The 17,670-nt window shown below is 66.4% G+C and carries 16 protein-coding genes; 8 read left to right on the top strand and 8 right to left on the bottom strand.

Annotated features, from left to right (window positions below):
• Window positions 1-7 precede the first annotated feature (7 nt).
• Window positions 8-568, bottom strand: a complete 561-nt coding sequence (locus AC07Y9_RS25340; protein ID WP_256580975.1) for a TetR/AcrR family transcriptional regulator — start codon at window positions 566-568, stop codon at window positions 8-10.
• Window positions 569-844: 276 nt separating this feature from the next.
• Here AC07Y9_RS25340 and AC07Y9_RS25335 point away from each other — a divergent pair, with 276 nt between their 5' ends.
• The 6 genes from AC07Y9_RS25335 (at window position 845) to AC07Y9_RS25310 (ending at window position 6,302) form a co-directional block, all read left to right on the top strand.
• A complete protein-coding gene (locus AC07Y9_RS25335) occupies window positions 845-1,873 on the top strand; it encodes a cupin domain-containing protein (protein WP_007923607.1) in 1,029 nt (342 codons plus the stop codon).
• Between the two features lie 30 nt (window positions 1,874-1,903).
• Window positions 1,904-2,848 carry a DMT family transporter gene (locus AC07Y9_RS25330; protein WP_102680432.1) on the top strand — a complete coding sequence of 315 codons (945 nt, stop codon included), beginning with the start codon at window positions 1,904-1,906 and terminating at the stop codon, window positions 2,846-2,848.
• A complete protein-coding gene (locus AC07Y9_RS25325; RefSeq protein ID WP_102680431.1) occupies window positions 2,845-3,633 on the top strand; it encodes a glutathione S-transferase family protein in 789 nt (262 codons plus the stop codon). Before AC07Y9_RS25330 ends, AC07Y9_RS25325 begins: the two co-directional genes overlap by 4 nt.
• Window positions 3,623-4,066 carry an acyl-CoA thioesterase gene (locus AC07Y9_RS25320; protein ID WP_007923604.1) on the top strand — a complete coding sequence of 148 codons (444 nt, stop codon included), beginning with the start codon at window positions 3,623-3,625 and terminating at the stop codon, window positions 4,064-4,066. The genes AC07Y9_RS25325 and AC07Y9_RS25320 overlap by 11 nt, the downstream gene beginning before the upstream one ends.
• Window positions 4,067-4,078: 12 nt before the next feature.
• A complete protein-coding gene (locus AC07Y9_RS25315) occupies window positions 4,079-5,365 on the top strand; it encodes a cation:proton antiporter (protein ID WP_102680430.1) in 1,287 nt (428 codons plus the stop codon).
• Window positions 5,366-5,489: 124 nt separating this feature from the next.
• Window positions 5,490-6,302 (top strand): enoyl-CoA hydratase/isomerase family protein, encoded by an 813-nt coding sequence (locus AC07Y9_RS25310; protein WP_007923602.1) that lies wholly within the window; start codon window positions 5,490-5,492, stop codon window positions 6,300-6,302.
• Between the two features lie 127 nt (window positions 6,303-6,429).
• Here the strand turns inward: AC07Y9_RS25310 and AC07Y9_RS25305 are convergent, their stop codons facing one another.
• On the bottom strand, window positions 6,430-8,025 hold the full coding sequence (locus AC07Y9_RS25305; protein ID WP_102680429.1) for a serine/threonine-protein kinase: 1,596 nt from the start codon (window positions 8,023-8,025) through the stop codon (window positions 6,430-6,432).
• A gap of 338 nt (window positions 8,026-8,363) precedes the next feature.
• Between AC07Y9_RS25305 and AC07Y9_RS25300 the strand changes: the two genes are divergently transcribed.
• Window positions 8,364-9,125, top strand: coding sequence for an alpha/beta hydrolase (locus AC07Y9_RS25300; RefSeq protein WP_102680428.1), 762 nt, complete (start codon window positions 8,364-8,366; stop codon window positions 9,123-9,125).
• A gap of 29 nt (window positions 9,126-9,154) precedes the next feature.
• Here the strand turns inward: AC07Y9_RS25300 and AC07Y9_RS25295 are convergent, their stop codons facing one another.
• The 3 genes from AC07Y9_RS25295 to AC07Y9_RS25285 all read right to left on the bottom strand — a co-directional run bounded on the left by AC07Y9_RS25295 (window position 9,155) and on the right by AC07Y9_RS25285 (window position 13,850).
• Window positions 9,155-9,370 (bottom strand): DUF3079 domain-containing protein, encoded by a 216-nt coding sequence (locus AC07Y9_RS25295; RefSeq protein ID WP_102680427.1) that lies wholly within the window; start codon window positions 9,368-9,370, stop codon window positions 9,155-9,157.
• A 127-nt stretch (window positions 9,371-9,497) separates the two neighbouring features.
• Window positions 9,498-12,641, bottom strand: coding sequence for an efflux RND transporter permease subunit (locus AC07Y9_RS25290; protein ID WP_102680426.1), 3,144 nt, complete (start codon window positions 12,639-12,641; stop codon window positions 9,498-9,500).
• Between the two features lie 12 nt (window positions 12,642-12,653).
• Entirely contained in the window at window positions 12,654-13,850 is a 1,197-nt protein-coding gene (locus AC07Y9_RS25285) for an efflux RND transporter periplasmic adaptor subunit (protein ID WP_102680425.1), read from the bottom strand.
• Between the two features lie 96 nt (window positions 13,851-13,946).
• On the opposite strand from AC07Y9_RS25285, the gene soxR reads away from it, so the two are divergent.
• On the top strand, window positions 13,947-14,432 hold the full coding sequence (gene soxR, locus AC07Y9_RS25280; protein WP_007923596.1) for a redox-sensitive transcriptional activator SoxR: 486 nt from the start codon (window positions 13,947-13,949) through the stop codon (window positions 14,430-14,432).
• 54 nt (window positions 14,433-14,486) lie between these two features.
• Here soxR and AC07Y9_RS25275 read toward each other — a convergent pair whose 3' ends face one another.
• Genes AC07Y9_RS25275 through AC07Y9_RS25265 form a run of 3 tightly spaced genes read right to left on the bottom strand, consistent with a single transcriptional unit; the run spans window position 14,487 to window position 17,390 of the window.
• Entirely contained in the window at window positions 14,487-15,182 is a 696-nt protein-coding gene (locus tag AC07Y9_RS25275; RefSeq protein ID WP_173679798.1) for an anaerobic ribonucleoside-triphosphate reductase activating protein, read from the bottom strand.
• Window positions 15,179-15,346, bottom strand: coding sequence for an anaerobic ribonucleoside-triphosphate reductase (gene nrdD / locus AC07Y9_RS25270; protein ID WP_102680423.1), 168 nt, complete (start codon window positions 15,344-15,346; stop codon window positions 15,179-15,181). Before nrdD ends, AC07Y9_RS25275 begins: the two co-directional genes overlap by 4 nt.
• Window positions 15,347-15,377: 31 nt before the next feature.
• Window positions 15,378-17,390, bottom strand: coding sequence for a ribonucleoside triphosphate reductase (locus tag AC07Y9_RS25265; protein WP_102680422.1), 2,013 nt, complete (start codon window positions 17,388-17,390; stop codon window positions 15,378-15,380).
• Window positions 17,391-17,670 lie beyond the last annotated feature (280 nt).

Genomic DNA, 17,670 nt, shown 5'->3' with positions numbered 1-17,670 from the left:
CAGAGGCTCAGGCCCGCGCCTGGACGCTCGGCACCAGCATGCGCACCAGGGAGTCGGCCGTGCTGCGCAAACGCTCCGGCTCCTGGTAGATGCGCTCCATCACCGCCAGCCCGCGGGTGAAGGTGACCATGACCTGCGCCGCTTCATTCGGCGCCAGGACCAGGTCGCCCCGGATTCGCTCGGCCGACAGCGCAGTGCTGATGGTCAGTTGCAGGGCGTCCAGCAGCTCGCGCAAGCGTTGCTGGATGCGTGGGCCGATGGTGTCGGCGTCGGTGGCCGTCTTGGTGGTCAGGCAGCCTTTGGCCGGTGTGCCGCTGGTCATGTTGCTGATCGCCACCTGGAAAAACCGCCGTAGCGCGGTTTCGGCATCCGCGGCCTCGAGGGCCTTGGCGGCGTTGCCCAAAAAGCGCGTGGCGTAGGCTTCGAACGCCAGCAGGAACAACGCTTCCTTGCCGCCGTAGGCATGGTACAGCGAGCCGCGCTGGACCTCGGCCGCCTCGGCCAGGTCGGCCATGGAGGTGGACTGCCAGCCCTTGCGCCAGAACACTTCAAGGACCGCCGACAACACTTTTTCTTCGTCAAACTGCCTGACACCCGCCATAAAAATCACTGCTCACATAATTGTTGACAACGTTGTCAAAGATACCAACACTGCGATCTTTGACAGCCTTGTCAATCATAGCCGATAGGCGCTGTCCGGTAAGCATGCTTGATGTACTGGTCCACGACTTTCGTTCCGCACCACGGAAGGAAGTCGGCTTCACCTGCGCAGTCACGCCCGGTAACAACGGTCGTGGGCGCGAGCGGTTTTCTCTTTTTACGTCAGGAAAAAGGAGTCTACGAAATGGTTTCGAACAGTCGTATCCAGTATGGCTACATCAACGTCATCGAGCCCTCCGAGCACAAGGGCGAGCTCACCCGCGACAAGGTCGAGCGCTTCACCGAGGGGTTCAGCAAACCGGCCCTGCTGCGCAAACTCGCGCCCATCGGCGAGGAATTCTCGCAACGGGCATTCTTCGATCAGGTCGGCTCGGGGAAAAACCTGCAATGGCGGGTCAAGTCCGGCGACCAGCCAGTGTCGATGCGCGACGAAAACGGCGCCTCGGACTACAACTACGTCACCGGCCGCGTCGGCACCGGGCAGGAATTCCTCGACGACATCTTCACCCACCACCTCGACGTCTACTCGCACCTGGGCACCATTTCCTCGAGCTACAACGACCCCTACGAGTGGGGCAAGGACGCCTTCAACCTGGTCAAGCAGCACGTCTTCAGCAAACCCTGGTTCAACATCGACGCCTGGAAAGTCACCGGCCATATGTTCCTCGGCTACAGCACCCAGGAATACGGCGAGCCGGCCCGCGGCGCGGTGGGCAGCGACTGGCACATTTTCCCGACCCTGAATATTTTCGTGATGATCGCCGGCACCAAGAAGTGGAGCACCCGCCCGCCCCAGCTGGGCGACCAGTTCCGCGACTACGACCTGATGTTCGAAACCAGCAGCGGCCGCGAGGCACCAGGCGGCGACTACGAGGCCGACACCGTCTACGTCGAACCGGGCGATGTGCTGATCAACCCGCCCTTCGAATGGCACAAGGTGCTCAATGCCCGTGGCCTGAGCATCGGCGCGGCGTTCCGGGTGATCGACATCGACTACCTGGACAAGCTGGAGAACCGCCGCAACCTGGACCTCTCCAAGGTCGCCCATGACAACGGCCACTTCGCCGAGACCGAGGAGCTGGCGCACTTCCTCACCAGCGTCAACTACGCCTCGCGCCACATCAACCGGGCGCAGATGCTGCTCAACGACATCGAGTACGCCTACCTGCGCAAGCGCGGCAACGCCGGCTCGGTGAAGATCGGCCACCGCTAGCCCCCGGGACGCCGCAGCGAGGACCCGCTCATGACGCTTACCGTCAGTCCCGAACAGCGCTGGGCCGGCATTCTGTGCGGCCTCGCCGCGGCCTTGATCTGGGGCGCGTTCCCGGTGGTCACCCGGCTGGGGCTGACCCGCACGCCGCTGGATGCCTACGACATCACCTGCATCCGCTACAGCGTCTCCGGGCTGATCCTGCTGCCCTACCTGCTCCGCCATGGCCGCCGGGGCCTGAGCTGGACAACCATCGGCCTGATGGTCATCGGCATCGGCGCGCCGTACATGCTGGTGGTGGCCCAGGGGCTGGCCCTGGCCCCGGTGGAGCTGTTCGCGGTGGTGACTCCCGGCAGCATGATCCTGTTGTCGATCCTGATCAGCGCGCGGCTGTTCGGCACCCGCCTCGGCGCCCGGGCGAACGCCGGCACCGCGCTGATCATCGGCGGCGTGCTGCTGGCCGGCTGGCACAGTTTCGCCGGGGCCCAGGCCTCGCCCTACGCCTACCTGATGTTCCTGCTCGGCGGCCTGCTGTGGGCGATCTATACCCTGGTGTCGAAATGGTCCGGCAGCGCCGCTCTGCACGCCACGGCGATCGTCTCGGTGTGCTCAATGGTCCTGTACCTGCCGCTCTACCTGGCCAGCAGCGGGCTGCGGATCCTCCAGGCGCCGCTCTGGGATATCGGCATCCAGGTGGTCTACCAGGGCCTGCTGGTGTCGACGGTGGCGTTGTTCTTCTACAGCCGCTCGGTCCAGTTGCTCGGCGCTTCGCTCGGTTCCACCTTCGCCGCGCTGGTGCCGGGCACGGCCATGGTGCTGGCCGCCCTGCTGCTCGGCGAGCAAGCGGACAGCAGCGCCATCGCCGGCTTGCTGGTGGTGACCGCCGGCATGCTCCTGACCCTGCTGCCGCAACGCCCGCGCCCGCTGCCGGGCGCCATCGGCCAGCCGACACCCCGGCCGCCAGGACCCACGCCATGAACGACCTGCATGAGCGGAGCGCAAGCACAGTCCACAGCAAAGGAAAACCAAGCATGAGCAGCGCATCCCTGACTCTCTACGAACTGGCCGGCGCCGACCCGGACCTGCGCTTCAGCCCGCACTGTTGGAAGACCCGCATGGCCCTGGCCCACAAGGGGCTGCAAAGCCAGCGCATCGCCTGGCGTTTCAGCGACAAGGCGCGTATCGCCTTCTCCCGACAAGGCGCGGTCCCGGTGCTGGTGGATGGCGACCAGAGCATCAGCGACTCCTGGCGCATCGCCCTGCACCTGGAACAGCGTTACCCCGAGCGCCCGTCACTGTTCGGTGGCCGCGAGGCCCTCGCACTGTCGACTTTCGTCAACCGCTGGGCCGACAGCATGCTGCTGCCCGCCGTGGCCCGGGTGATCCTGCTGGATGTCTACGCACAACTGGCCGCCGAGGACCGGGCCTATTTCCGCAGCTCCCGCGAAGCGCACTTCGGCACCTCGCTGGAACAGCTGGTGGCCCCCCAGGCCCAGCATCTGGAACAGCTGCGCCAGGTCCTGACCCCGCTTCGCCAGACCCTCAAGGGCCAGCCCTTCCTGGCCGGCGAAGCCCCGGCCTACGCCGACTATTGTGTGTTCGGCATGTTCATGTGGGCGCGCTGCACCAGCGGCGAAGAACTGCTGGCCCCCAACGACGCCCTGCATGCCTGGCGCGAACGCCTGCTGGACGCCTTTGGCGGGCTGGCGCGCGCGGCCACCCTGGCCACCCCCCTCGAGACTGGAGCACGCCATGTCCAATGATCCCGCCCTGCATGACTTCGCCGTCCGTTCCTCGGACAAGATCCGCTACGCCGATACCGACCGCCAGGGCCATGTGAACAACGCGGTGTTCGCCACCTTCCTCGAAACCGGGCGGGTGGAGATCATCTACGACCCGCATGCGCCGCTCGCCGAGCCCGGCAGCGAATTTGTCATCGCGCGCCTGGAGCTCGACCTGCGCGCCGAACTGCGCTGGCCCGGCACGGTGCAGATCGGCACCCGGGTCGCGACCCTCGGCAAAAGCTCGATGACCCTGGAGCAGGCGCTGTTCCAGGACGGTCGCTGCGCGGCCCTGGCCAGCACCGTGATCGTGCAGATCGATGCCCAGAGCCGGCGCTCGAAACCCTTTGGCGAAACGGCGCGGCGCCGCTTGGGCGCCCTGACCACGGCCGCGGAGTCGTTCGCGGAAAAATAGGCGGAGGACGCCATGTCGACGCTCCAGCAACTGTTCTCAGCCCTGCCGTTTTTCCAGTTGGCGGTGATCATCGTCGCCAGCCAGCTGTGCGGCGCGCTGCTGGCCCGCTGGGGGCAGTCGCGGGTGATCGGCGAAATCTGCGTGGGCATCCTGCTCGGTCCCTGCCTGCTGCTGGCCCTCGGCGCGCAGTGGCATGCCGCGGTCTTTCCGGCGGCCATCCGCCTGGGCATCGAGACCCTGGGCAATATCGGCCTGGTCCTGCTGATGTTCCAGATCGGCCTGCGCTTCGACAGCAACCACCTGGGCAGCCACAAGATCGGCTTCAGCGCCCTCTCGGTGGCCGCCGGCGGAGTGATCCTGGCCTTCGCCCTCGGGGCCATGGTCGGGCTGCTCTCCCACGGCGCCCTGGCGCCCGCCCAACCCCGGCTCGGCTATGTGCTGTTCTGCGGCATCGCGCTGTCGATCACCGCTCTGCCGGTGCTGGTGCGAATCATCAGCGACCTGGGGCTGGAGCACTCGCTGGCCGGAACCGTGGGCATCGCGGCCGCCGCCATCACCGACATCATTGGCTGGGTGCTGCTGACGGTCATCGTCGCCCTGTCCAGCAGCGACAGCTCGCTGTTCGGGGTGCTGCGCCAGCTGACCTTCATCGTCCTGTTCCTCGCCCTCGCCCGCTGGGGCCTGCGCCCGCTGCTGCACACCTTGTTTACGCGGCTGCCCGCGACCCGCGGCGCGGCCCCCGCCGCCGATATGAGCATGGCGCTGATGCTGGCGACCGCCCTGCTGTGCGGCTGGATCACCACCCTGATCGGCCTGCACAGCGCCCTGGGCGGGCTGATCGCCGGCTGGCTGCTGCGCGAGCGGCGCCAGCACTGGTACCGCCATATGGAAGGCTTCGTCAACATCGGGCTGGTGCCCTTCTACTTCGCCGCCACCGGCCTGAAGATGGACCTCGGCGCCCTGGCGCCGCTCGACAGCTGGCTGTGGCTGCTGGCCTTCTTCGTCGCCGCGGTGCTGGGTAAAACCGCCGGCTGCTACCTCGCCGGACGCCTGGCCGGCCTGTCCGTGGAGGTCTCGCGCAGCGTTGCGATATTGATGAACACCCGTGGCCTGATCGAGATCATCGTGCTCTCCGTGGGCCTGGACATGGGGCTGATCTCCCAGAGCGCGTTCTTCCTGTTGCTGATGGTGGCCATCGCCACCACCCTGATGACCACCCCGCTGCTCCGGCGCCTGGCCAGGATCGAGGCCGTTCCATCCGCCCTGGCGAAAGGCGAGCTGCAGACCTCCGATCGGTAACCATCGGCCGACCGGGGAGACCGGGAAAACCCGCCGGCTACACTCGCAGGTTGTGCCTTACCTGCGCCCGAAAGCCTGGCCGGGTACTGGATATCCCTCGCCAACCACAGGAGGTGCGGCGGCCATGGCCTTCACCGAAATCGACTACGAAACCCAGGGACCGATCAGGATCATCCGCTTCAACCGGCCGCAGAAACGCAATTGCATCGGCCCCACCACCCACCTGGAACTGATCGAGGCCTGGAGCCGTTTTCGCGACGATCCGCACGCCCTCGTGGCCATCATCACCGGTGCCGGCGACCAGGCCTTCTGTGCCGGCGGCGACCTCAAGGCGGCACTCGACCTGGTGCCCACCACCCCGGACGAGATCGCCGCGCACAATCGCGGCGAGCGCCCCGGGATCATCGGCCCGAGCCGCTGGACGGATATCTACAAGCCGGTGATCGCCGCGGTGAATGGCGTGGCCTACGCCGGCGGCCTGGAGTGGGCCTGCTTCGCCGATATGCGCATCGCCGAGGAACACGCCACCTTCGGCGTGACCTGCCGCCGCTGGAATATCGGCCTGGGCGATGGCGGCACCCAGCGCCTGCCACGCATCGTCGGCATGGGCCGGGCACTGGAGTTGATCCTCACTGGCAAGGTGATCTGCGCCAGCGAGGCGCTGGCTATCGGCCTGGTCAACGAGGTCGTCGCCAAGGGCCGCTCGCTGGAGCGCGCGCTGGAACTGGCGCATCTGCTCTGCACCCTGCCCCAGCCCGCCATGCGCTCGGACAAGGAGGCGGTCATCCGCGGCTACGGCCAGCCCCTGGCCGAGGGCCTGCGCATCGAAGCCGAGTGCTTCAACCGCTCCATCCATGAGCCGGAAACCCAGGAAGGACTGCGCCGCTTCCGCGAGCGCGACCACCCGGACCTGCGCGACGACGCCAGCCAGTGGTGAAAGGCTTGCGTATCCATGATCGGTAGGCCTCCTGGGTGGATGCCTACCTTTCAGACGGGTTCTTGCAACACGCTATTGAGACATAGCCTTTTTTGTCTCGGCCTCGGCTCCGCGTGCCCTGGTCACCTCAAAAGAGCCTGTTCCACAGGCGCTTGAGCGCATTCGGCTGTTCCGCCCGCTCGCCGGTCGATTGAGGTGCCGAGGGCCGCGGGGAAGGCGGCGCAGCGGACGGGCGCGGCGCTTGGCCAGTGCGTTTGCGCTGCTCATGCTGGTCCCGGAGTGCGAGCAGTTCGGGGCTGTCCGGACGGGCCTCCAGGCCATGCTTGATATAGGCCCGCGCCAGGTCTTTATCGCCCTTGGCATACGCGCTTTCGCTCATCTCGGCGTAGAGCAGCGCCACCTGGTTCAACCCGGACAGCGCCTGGGCGTTACTCGGCTCCAGGTCGAGTATCTGCCGGTAATAGAACACCGCGCTGTCATCCTCGGGCTCCAGCAGGTGTTCTTCGGCGATGCGCTGCTCGGCCAGTTGCCGGTAGCCGGCGATCCGCGCCGCAGCTACCCGTTGCAGTCCTTGCCGGGCCTGCGCGCTGGCTTCGTCGAGCTGCAAGGCCTGGTTGAAGAAATACTCGGCATTGTCCTGCGCCGGCTCGACCAGCTGGCCCGCCGCCAGGCGCTGTTCGCCATGTGCCAGCAGCTCGGTGATCTCGATCCGCTGCTGCAGGTACAGGCCGGTGCCGCTGGCCGCGCCGAGCAGCAGCAGGCTGCCGAGTGCCCACAGTGCCAGGCGCCTGTTCGGGCTGCGCCGGCGGGCAGGCTCGGGCTCGGGCTCGGCCTGGGGCGGCGCAGGATCGATCAGGGCCGGCACGAAGCGGGTAGATTCCAGCTCCACCTCGCTGGGCTCGTCCGGTTCGTCCGGTTGCTCTGGCTGGTCCAGCTCATCGAGTGCCTGCAACAGCGCCCGGCAGTCGGCGAAGCGCTGGTTGGGGTCCTTCGCCAGCATCCGCTCGAGCAGCGCCTTGTACGGGCTGATGTGCGCCGGCAAGCTCGGCGCCGGCATCTGCACGTGGTTCATCACGGTCTGGGTATAGCTGGCACCGCGGAACGGATTGGTGCCGATGAGCATCTCCAGGAAGATCACGCCCAGGCTGTAGATGTCGGTGCGGATATCCAGCGGCTGGCACTGCGTCTGTTCCGGGCTGCTGTAGGCCGGGCTGCCGACCGCGATGCCGAGCCCAGTGAGCTCGCTGTCCATCTCCAGCGCCTTGGCGATGCCGAAATCGGTGATCACCACCGTGCCGTCGCTGCGGAAGAGGATGTTCGCCGGCTTGATATCGCGGTGGATCAGGCCCTGCTCATGCACCACGGCGAGGCCGGTGGCGATCTGCCGGACGATATCCAGGGCGCGCGTCGGCTCGAACACCTCGCCCTTGTGCTGGGCCAGGTCGCCGCCGCCGACGAACTCCATGGCCAGGTAGTAGCGGCCATCGGCCAGTCTGTTGATGTCGTGGATGGTGATGATCGTGGGGTGGTGCAACGAGGCGACGATATGCCCCTCGCGGATGAAGCGCTTGCTGAACGCCTCGTCATTGGCGTTGAGCAGTACCTTCACCGCCACCTTGCGGTGCAGCGACTCCTGGGTTGCCAGGTAGACTTCGGCCATCCCGCCTTGGCCAAGCCGGCTATGCACGCTGTAGCCGGGTATCTCGGGTAATCGTTCGTCCATGAAAGAATCCGTGCGCAGCCACTGATTGGGGGATCGCCGATACTGTCGGGCCGAATGTCACCCGTCGGATCAGGTCTCTAATCAATTAAGAGCGGGGAACTTTTCCGATAGTTCCCGGCTCGCCGTCTACCGCCGTCCTGGCGTTTTGCGCTGCGCCTGGCTGGGGACGATCCTTCTGGCGGTGAGCAATGCCACAAGCTTAGCGGAGCAGGCGCCGACGCCAACCCCGGGCGCCGGGTCGAGTGCGCAATGCCGGCATATGAGCCTATCCTGGGGCGCCGCAAGCGACCGCCGGCGGTCGTTCAGCAGCGCTTCGTCGCCCAACGGAGGTGAGCCACATGTCACGAATGGTTTCGTTCCTGGCATTGCTCGGCGCCTTGTACCTGGCGCTCTGCGTCGCGGCGTGGGCGTTGCAGCGTTCGCTCATCTACTTCCCCCAGCCTAGCGCCATCGCCAGCCCCGCCACGCTGCTCAGGCTGCCGGTCGCCGACGCCGAGGTGCTGGTTTCCGTGAGGCCCCACGACGGCCCGAAGGCGTTGCTCTACTTCGGCGGCAACGCCGAGGACGTGTCCCTCAACCTGCCGGAATTTACCCGGGCCTTTCCCGAGCATGCGCTCTACCTGCTGCACTACCGAGGCTATGGCGGCAGTTCCGGATCGCCCTCCGAGGCGGCCATCACGCGCGATGCCATGGCCTTGTTCGACAAGGTGCAAGCCGCCCACCCGCATATCGTGGTGGTCGGGCGCAGCCTCGGCGCGGCTGTCGCCGTGCGCCTGGCCAGCCAGCGTCCGGCATCGCGCCTGGTGCTGATCACGCCGTTCCACAGCCTGCAGGAGTTCGCCGCCAGCCAGTTTCCCTATCTTCCGGTGAGGTGGCTGCTGCAGGACAAGTTCGAATCCTGGAAATACGCACCGCGCATCGCCGTGCCGACTTTGCTGATCGCCGCCGAACACGACGAAGTCATCCCGCGTTCGAGCACCGAGACGCTCTATGCGCATTTCGCCCCCGGCGTGGCCAGGCTCGAGGTCGTCCCGGGCGCGGGGCACAATTCGATAGACGCGAGCCCGCGGTTCCTGGAACTGCTCCGCAGCGGGCTGTGAGCGCGCCGGCCTTCCGGCGAGGCGCCGGCTCAGGACCGCTCCTCGTCCAGCGCCTTGTCCGACGCGATCGGCGGCTCTATGCCCCAGTCGCCGTGCAGGTACCAGTCGTCGCCGAGCATCTCGGCCGGGTGCATGGTGCGGTCCGAGCCGTTACCGCAGGCCAGGGCATTGGCCGCGCAGTAGCGGTCGCAGCCCCAGCAGATGCGTTCGGGGTGCTTGGGGCTGATGGGAAAACTCTTGGCCATGGCGTTCCCCGGGGTGCGGGTGGGACTGGGAATGGCTCCCAGGCTACGACGCCCACAGGGAAAGGCCCTTGATCGTGGTCAAGAATGACAGGCCCGGGGCGCCCGTCTTGGCACCCCGGGCCACCTGTTACGCCGTGACCGCCGGCGCGTAGCGCACTGCCAGCTTGCGCAAGGCGACGTAGAACACCGGGGTCAGGAACAGGCCGAACAGGGTCACCCCGAGCATGCCGGAGAACACCGCGACCCCGGTAGCGCGGCGAATCTCGCTGCCCGCGCCGCTGCCGATCAGCAAGGGCACGGAGCCGGCGATAAACGCCACCGAGGTCATGACGATCGGCCGCAGGCGCAAGCGGCAGGCCTCCAGCGCCGCCTCGATGATGCCCTTGCCCTGGAGCTCCAGCTCCCGGGCGAACTCGACGATCAGGATCGCGTTCTTGCAGGCCAGCCCCATCAGCACCACCAGCCCCACCTGGACGAAAACGTTGTTGTCGCCGCCGCTGAGCCACACCCCCGACAAGGCCGCGAGCATGCACACCGGCACGATCAGGATCACCGCCAAGGGTAGCGTCCAGCTCTCGTACAGGGCGGCGAGGACCAGGAACACCAGCATCACCGCCAGCGGGAACACCACCGCCGCGGCATGGCTTTGGGTGACCTGCTGGTAGCTCAGGTCGGTCCATTCCAGGGTGATGCCGCGGGGCAATACCCGGGCAGCGATCTCTTCCAGCTTGGCGATCACCTGGCCCGACGACAGCTGCTTGGGATCGGAGTCGCCGATCAGGTCGGCCGCCGGGTAGCCGTTGTAGCGCACCACCGGGTCGGGGCCGTAGCTGGGCGTCACGGTGATCATCGCGCCGAGCGGCACCATCTCGCCCCGGTCGTTGCGCACCCGCAGGTTGGCGATGTCCTCGGCGGTCTGCCGGTAGGAGCTGTCGGCCTGGGCCATGACCCGGTAGACCCGGCCGAACAGGTTGAAGTCATTGACGTAGACCGAGCCCAGGTAGGTCTGCAAGGTATTGAACACATCGCTCAACGACACCCCTTGCGCCTTGACCTTGACCCGGTCCACCTGCACCTCCAACTGCGGGATGTTGGCCTGGTAGGAGCTGACCGGGTAAGTCATGCCCGGGGTCTGCGCCACCGCGGCCTGGAAGGCGCTCAAGGCATTCTGCAGGGCGCCGTAACCCAGGCCCGCGCGGTCCTCGAGGTACAGCGAATAGCCCGAACCGTTGCCCAGCCCCTGGATCGGCGGCGGCAACAGCGCATAGGCAAAACCTTCGTGGACCTGGGACAGCTTGGCGTTGAGTTCGGCATTGATCTCCACCGCGCCGCGCTGACGCTGGTCGAACGGCTTGAGGATCACGTAGGCGGCCATGACGTTCGGCGTGTTGACCGATTGCAAGGCATTCAGGCCGCTGAAGGCCGGCACGGTCTCCACACCCTCCACCGAGAGTGCCGTCTCGATCAGCTCGCTGGTCACCGCATCGGTGCGGGCCAGGGACGCGCCTTCCGGCAGCTTGGCGCCGGCGAACAGGTAGAGTTTGTCCTGGGTCGGGATAAAACCGCCCGGCACCAGGTTGAACAGCCAGGCCGTGCCGATCAGCAGCAAGGCGTAGAGGAAGAACACCGAGCCGCGCCGCCCCAGGGAGTAGGACACCAGGCCGTGATAACCATCGGAGCGGCGTTTGAACATCCGATTGAAGGCGCGGAAAAAGCCCCCGAACACCTTCTGGATGCCCCGCTCCAGCCAGTCCTGCGGCGCGCCGTGGGGCCTGAACAGCTTGGCCGCCAGGGCCGGCGACAGGGTCAGGGAGTTGATCGCCGAGATCACCGTGGAAATCGCGATGGTCACTGCGAACTGCTTGTAGAACTGGCCGGTGACGCCGGAGAGAAAGGCCATGGGAATGAACACCGCGCACAGCACCAGGGCGATGGCGATGATCGGCCCGGACACCTCCTTCATCGCCCGGTGCGCGGCCTCCCGCGGGTCATAGCCCTTCTCGATGAAACGCTCGACGTTTTCCACCACCACAATCGCGTCGTCGACCACGATGCCGATGGCCAGCACCAGGCCGAACAGGGTCAGGGTGTTGATCGAATACCCCAGCAAATACAGCCAGGCGAAGGTGCCGATCACCGACACCGGCACCGCGATCAGCGGGATGATCGAGGCGCGCCAGGTCTGCAGGAACAGGATCACCACCAGCACCACCAGCACCACCGCCTCCATCAGGGTGTGCTGCACCGCGCTGATGGATTCCCGGACGAACACCGTCGGGTCCCACACCGCCTTGTAGGCCACGCCTTCGGGGAAACGCTGGGACAACTCGTCAAGCTTGCCGTAGACCGCCTCGGCGACCTGCAAGGCGTTGGCCCCCGGCGAGAGGAAAATCCCCACCGTCGCCTGGTTGCGGTCGTCCAGGCGCGCACGCAGGGTGTAGTCGCCCGCGCCGAGCTCGACCCGCGCCACGTCCGACAGCTTCACCAACTGCCCGTCCGCCCCGCTCTTGAGGACGATATCGGCAAACTCCTGCTCGCTGCGCAAACGCCCGCGCACACTGATCGACACCAGGAAGTCGGCGCCCTGGGGCGAAGGCTCGGCGCCCAGCTGGCCGGCCGAGACCTGCACGTTCTGCTCGCGGATCGCGTTCACCACGTCGGCCGCGGTCAGTCCCCGGGCCGACAGGCTGTTGGGGTCCATCCAGATGCGCATCGCGTAGTCGCCCGAACCGTAGACCCCGACATCGCCGATCCCGGACAGCCGCGACAGCTCATCCTTGACGTGCAAGGTCAGGTAATTGCGCAGGTACAACGAGTCGTAGCTGTTGTCCGGGGACAGCAGGCTGACGTACATCAGCGGCGTCGGCGATTGCTTCTGGGTGGTCACACCATACTGCCGCACCTCTTCCGGCAGCCGCGACAGCGCCTGGCTCACGCGGTTCTGCACGCGCACCGCGGCGGTGTCCGGATCGACGCCGGGGACGAACGTGATGCTCAGCGCCAGGCTACCGTTGGAGCCGGTGACCGACTTCATGTACATGATCCCTTCGACGCCGTTGATCGCCTCTTCCAGGGGCACGGCGACCGACTCGGCGATCTCCTTGGGGTTCGCCCCCGGGTAGGTGGCGCGCACCACCACGCTGGTCGGCACCACCTCGGGGTATTCCCCCGACGGCAGCACCGGGATGGCGATCAGGCCGAGGGCGAAAATGATGATCGACAGCACGATGGCGAAGATCGGTCGGTCGATGAAAAACTTGGAAAAATCCATGGCCGCTCTTCCTTAATTCGCCAAAGGTGTCTGGGGCGCGGCGGCCGCGGCCTGCTGCGTCGGCGTGGCGATTTCCTTGGGCTCCACCGCCATGCCCGGGTAGAAGATCTTCTGCGCCCCGTTCAGCACCACCCGATCACCGGCGGCCAGCCCGGCGCTGATCACCCGCAGGCCATCGAGCTGGCGGCCCAGGGTCACGTCCTTGCGCAGGGCCTGGTTTTGCGGGCCGATGACGTACACGTATTTGCGGTCCTGGTCGGTTTGCACCGCGCGGTCGTCGATCAGCACCGCACGGGTCTCGCTGCCGCCCTCAAGACGCACCCGGGCGAACAGGCCCGCGGTCAGCCGGCGCTCGGGGTTGGGCAGCACCGCGCGCACGCGGATGGTGCCGGTGGCCGGGTCGACCTGGTTATCCAGGAAGTCCACGGTGCCGGTCAGGGGGAAGGTCCCGACATCGTTGGCCAGGCCGACCCGCACGGTATTGCTCACCCCCGGACGCTGGCCCTTGCCCAGCAGCTCGGTGTAGCGCAGCAGGCTCTGCTCGTCGGCGTCGAAATAGACGTACATCGGGTCCTGGGAAACGATGCTGGTCAGCACGCTCTGGTCGGCCTGGGCCAGGTTGCCGAGGGTCAGCATGGCCCGGCCGACACGCCCGGAAAACGGCGCGCGGACCTGGGTGAAGTCGAGGTTGAGCTGGGCCGTGGCCACCTCGGCGACGGCCGCGTTCACGTCCGCCACGCCCTGGGCCAGGGAGGCGCTGCGAATGTCGCCCTCCTCCCGTGACAGCGCCGACTGCTTGACCAGGGCCTGGCCGCGGCGGTCCTGCTCGGTGGCCAGGCGCACCGTGGCGCGGGCCCGGGCCAGCCGGGCCTGGGCGCTGGCCAGCGCCTCGCGGTAAGGGCGCGGATCGATGACGAACAGGGTCTGGCCCTTTTCCACCTCGTCGCCCTCGCGAAACGCCACCCGGTCGACATAACCGCTGACCCGTGGCCGCAGGTCGACCGCGTCGATCGCGCTGATGCGGCCATTGAACAGGTCCCACTCACGCACCGCCTGCACGCTCACGGTCGTCACCTCGACCACCGGCGCCGCGGCGGCGACCGGCTCGCCCTTTTCGTTACAGCCGCCCAGCGCCAAGAGGAGGCACAACGCGCCCAATCGATGGGTTGAAGAACAGCCTCGACCGACTACTCGGCGAATTCGATTCATGAACGTGGACTCCCGCTGCACCAGAGGTATTGATTTATAGGCAGACGGAATATAAAAGTTAAAGTTAACTTTAAGTAAAGCCCCTTCGGAGGCCCCATGAAAAAGCCCAGCGAACCGCTGCTGACCATCACCGAAGTGGCCCGGCGCAGTGGCGTCATGGCTTCGGCACTGCGTTTCTACGAGACCCGCGGGTTGCTCCACTCGATCCGCGTGGGCAGCGGCCACCGCCGCTACCCGCGCTCGATCCTCAGGCGGGTCGCCTATATCGTGTTCGCCCAGCGCATCGGTTTCTCGCTGGATGAAATCATCCAGCAACTGACCGGCCTGCCCATCAACACCGCCCCGGCGGGCGCGGACTGGCGGCGCCTGACCGCCACCTGGAAAACCCGGGTGCAGCAACGCATCGCCGAACTCGAACGGCTGAACATGAGCCTGGAGGAATGCATAGGTTGCGGCTGCATGTCGATGGAACACTGCCAGCTCAACAACCCCGAGGACATCTACTCGCGCAACGGCTGCGGCGCCCGGCGCTGGCTGGGGGACCAGAAAATCGCGATCCCCGGCGAGCCGCAGGCCGATTGATCGAAGGGGTCGCCTGCCCTCCCCGGCGGCGACCGTTCCATCCGCGCCAGCGCCTTAGCCGCGCAGCACGAACACCGGGAACATCTCGCGCAGGTGCTGCCACAGGTCCGGCACCAGCACCTGTTGCGGCGTGCTCGACAATTGCGGGTCGAGCATGCGCGCGGTGCGCACCATCTGCACCACGAAGCGCTTGACCCCCAGGGCTTGCAGGCGCTGGCCGAGGAGCAGCAGGCGGGCCGGCTGCAACAGGTGCCAGTGCACGGTGGTACGGCATTCATAGTCGACGCCGCTGGCCAGCAGCAGCTCCAGGCTGCGCCAGTTGGCCTTGCCGCTGCCCGGCACGCCGGTAATCATCGGGCCGTCTTCGGCCAGGGCCTTGACGTCGAAGCCGACCCAGTCGGCGCCGGCCACCGCCCGGGCAAAGGCCGCCGGCTTGATGCCGGCGCTGTGCAGGCCGATGCGAAAACCCATGGCCCGCACTTCATCCATCGCCGCCGGCAAACCATCCTGCAGGGTCGGCTCGCCGCCACTGAACACCACCGCGTCCAGCAGGTCCTGGCGGCGTTGCAGGAAACTCAGGACCCGGCACCAGTCCAGCTCCTCGCTGCCACGCGGCGGGATCAGTTGCGGGTTGTGGCAGTAGCGGCAACGCCAGGCGCAGCCCTGGCAGAACAGCACGCAGGCGAGCAGCCCCGGGTAGTCGAGAGTGGTCAGGGGCACCATGCCCCCGACCCGCATCTTTCGGCTCATTGGCAACCGGCCGCGGTCGCCTGTTCGGTGAAGTGCACGCGCTCGCGGTGCTCGGACTGTTTACCCGGGTTGAAGGCCGAGACCGGGCGGTGATAACCCATCACCCGGGTCCAGACTTCGCAGCGCTGGCGTTGCGCCTGGGGCAGTGTGTGCTGTGGGTTCATGGTGGAACTCCTTGCGGTTGGGAAAGGTAGGTCAGTGCACAGCGCCCGAGGCCTGGGCCTGCAGCAGGGCTTCGTCGCACTTGGGGCAGAACTCGTGCTCGCCGTCGAGGTAGCCGTGCACCGGGCAGATGGAAAAGGTCGGGGTCACCGTCAGGTACGGCAGGCGGAAGCGCCCCAGGGCCTTGCGCACCAGCTGCTTGCAGGCCGCGGTCGAGGAAATCCGCTCGGCCATGTACAGGTGCAGCACGGTGCCGCCGGTGTATTTGCATTGCAGTTCGTCCTGCAGCTCCAGGGCCTCGAACGGATCGTCGGTATGCCCCACCGGCAACTGCGAGGAGTTGGTGTAGTACGGCGCCTCACGGCTGCCGGCCTGGAGAATGCCGGGGTAACGCTTGAGGTCCTCCTTGGCGAAGCGATAGGTGGTGCCTTCGGCCGGGGTCGCCTCGAGGTTGTAGAGGTGGCCGGTTTCTTCCTGGAAGCGCACCAGGGTCGCGCGCACATGGTCCAGCAGCCTGAGGGCGAACTGGCGCCCCTGTTCGGTGTGCATGCCCTGCTCGTCGCCGCTGAAGTTGCGCAGCATTTCGTGCAGGCCATTGAGGCCGATGGTCGAGAAGTGATTGCGCAGCGTGCCCAGGTAACGCTGGGTGTAGGGGTACAGGCCGGCGTCCATATGGTGCTGGATCACCTTGCGCTTGACCTCCAGGCTCTCCATCGCCAGTTCCATCAGCGCGTCCAGGCGTTGCAGCAGGCCGCTGGTATTGCCCTTGAACACATGGCCCAGGCGCGCGCAGTTGAGCGTCACCACGCCGAGCGAGCCGGTCTGCTCCGCCGAGCCGAACAGCCCGCCGCCGCGCTTGAGCAGCTCGCGCACGTCCAGTTGCAGGCGGCAGCACATGGAACGCACCTGGTTGGGCTGCATGTCCGAATTGAGGAAGTTCTGGAAGTACGGCAGCCCGTAGCGGGCGGTCATCTCGAACAGGCGGTCGGCGTTCTCGCTGTCCCAGGGAAAATCATGGGTGATGTTGTAGGTCGGGATCGGAAAGGTGAACACCCGGCCCTTGGCGTCGCCGGCCTGCATCACTTCGATATAGGCGCGGTTGAGCAGGTCCATTTCCGCTTGCAGCTCGCCGTAGGCAAAGGGCATTTCCTCGCCGCCGATCACCGGGACCTGCTCGCGCAGATCCTCCGGGCAGACCCAGTCGAAGGTCAGGTTGGTAAAGGGGGTCTGGGTACCCCAGCGCGACGGCACGTTGAGGTTGTAGATGAACTCCTGGATCGCCTGGCGCACCTGCGGGTAGTTCAGGCGGTCCTTGCGCACATAGGGCGCCAGATAAGTGTCGAAGGAACTGAAGGCCTGGGCCCCGGCCCATTCGTTCTGCAAGGTGCCGAGGAAATTCACCATCTGCCCCAGGGCGCTGCTCAGGTGTTTGGGCGGCCCGGCCTCGACCCGCCCCGGCACGCCATTGAGGCCTTCATGCAACAGGGTGCGCAGGGACCAGCCGGCACAGTAGCCGGCGAGCATGTCGAGGTCGTGGATATGCAGGTCGGCCTCGCGGTGGGCGCGACCGATCTCCTGGCTGTAGACCTCGTCCAGCCAGTAGTTGGCGGTGACCTTGCCGGACACGTTGAGCACCAGCCCGCCCAGGGAATACCCCTGGTTGGCGTTGGCCTGCACCCGCCAGTCCTCGCGGTCGAGGTACTCGTTCATCGAGGCCGCCACTTCGACCAGGGTCTTGCGGTCGCGGCGCAGGCGCCCGTGCTGTTCGCGGTAGACGATGTAGGCGCGCATGGCGAGGAAGAACCCGGCGTCCATCAGCACCCGCTCGACCCGGTCCTGGATCTGCTCCACATGCAGCCGCGCATGCCCCTCAAGATGGGCCAGCACCGCCTTGAGCAAGCTCTCGGCCTCGACTTCGGCGTACTCGCCGCTGGCCTTGCCGGCGGCGATCAACGCCTGGCGGATCTTGTCCGCATCGAAGGCAACCCGGCTGCCATCGCGTTTGTGCAGGCGGTTGTTGCCCACCCTGATCAGCGTGCTGTGCATTTGACCCCCCAGATACTACATATAGATGTTTTTAGTTCTTAAGACACAAGATGCAGTGAGATTACGGAGTGGCGGTTGGGTTGCCATTGATCGCGATCAAGTATTTTTTGGTTTGTGTACATATCCGTTTCTGCGGTAACGGCGGCTTAGGGTTCCGCCCTTACGGCGGCTCACTTTTGAAGAGCGCAAAAGTAAGCAAAACGCTCTTGCCCCACCACTCGGTGCCTCGCTAAGGCTCGGCATGCCCTCACTCCGGCATTGATCCGTGGGCCGCCGCCAC

The organism is Pseudomonas sp. GW456-L12 (genome assembly GCF_059424045.1).
This window is presented reverse-complemented; position numbering and strand designations above follow the sequence as displayed.

Bases quoted from the DNA above. Each gene is read 5' to 3' on its own strand.
- AC07Y9_RS25335 (WP_007923607.1), top strand. From the start codon at position 845: ATGGTTTCGAACAGTCGTATCCAGTATGGCTACATCAACGTCATCGAG.
- AC07Y9_RS25330 (WP_102680432.1), top strand. From the start codon at position 1,904: ATGACGCTTACCGTCAGTCCCGAACAGCGCTGGGCCGGCATTCTGTGC.
- AC07Y9_RS25325 (WP_102680431.1), top strand. From the start codon at position 2,845: ATGAACGACCTGCATGAGCGGAGCGCAAGCACAGTCCACAGCAAAGGA.
- AC07Y9_RS25320 (WP_007923604.1), top strand. From the start codon at position 3,623: ATGTCCAATGATCCCGCCCTGCATGACTTCGCCGTCCGTTCCTCGGAC.
- AC07Y9_RS25315 (WP_102680430.1), top strand. From the start codon at position 4,079: ATGTCGACGCTCCAGCAACTGTTCTCAGCCCTGCCGTTTTTCCAGTTG.
- AC07Y9_RS25310 (WP_007923602.1), top strand. From the start codon at position 5,490: ATGGCCTTCACCGAAATCGACTACGAAACCCAGGGACCGATCAGGATC.
- AC07Y9_RS25305 (WP_102680429.1), bottom strand. From the start codon at position 8,025: ATGGACGAACGATTACCCGAGATACCCGGCTACAGCGTGCATAGCCGG.
- AC07Y9_RS25300 (WP_102680428.1), top strand. From the start codon at position 8,364: ATGTCACGAATGGTTTCGTTCCTGGCATTGCTCGGCGCCTTGTACCTG.
- AC07Y9_RS25295 (WP_102680427.1), bottom strand. From the start codon at position 9,370: ATGGCCAAGAGTTTTCCCATCAGCCCCAAGCACCCCGAACGCATCTGC.
- AC07Y9_RS25290 (WP_102680426.1), bottom strand. From the start codon at position 12,641: ATGGATTTTTCCAAGTTTTTCATCGACCGACCGATCTTCGCCATCGTG.
- AC07Y9_RS25285 (WP_102680425.1), bottom strand. From the start codon at position 13,850: ATGAATCGAATTCGCCGAGTAGTCGGTCGAGGCTGTTCTTCAACCCAT.
- soxR (WP_007923596.1), top strand. From the start codon at position 13,947: ATGAAAAAGCCCAGCGAACCGCTGCTGACCATCACCGAAGTGGCCCGG.
- AC07Y9_RS25275 (WP_173679798.1), bottom strand. From the start codon at position 15,182: ATGAGCCGAAAGATGCGGGTCGGGGGCATGGTGCCCCTGACCACTCTC.
- nrdD (WP_102680423.1), bottom strand. From the start codon at position 15,346: ATGAACCCACAGCACACACTGCCCCAGGCGCAACGCCAGCGCTGCGAA.
- AC07Y9_RS25265 (WP_102680422.1), bottom strand. From the start codon at position 17,390: ATGCACAGCACGCTGATCAGGGTGGGCAACAACCGCCTGCACAAACGC.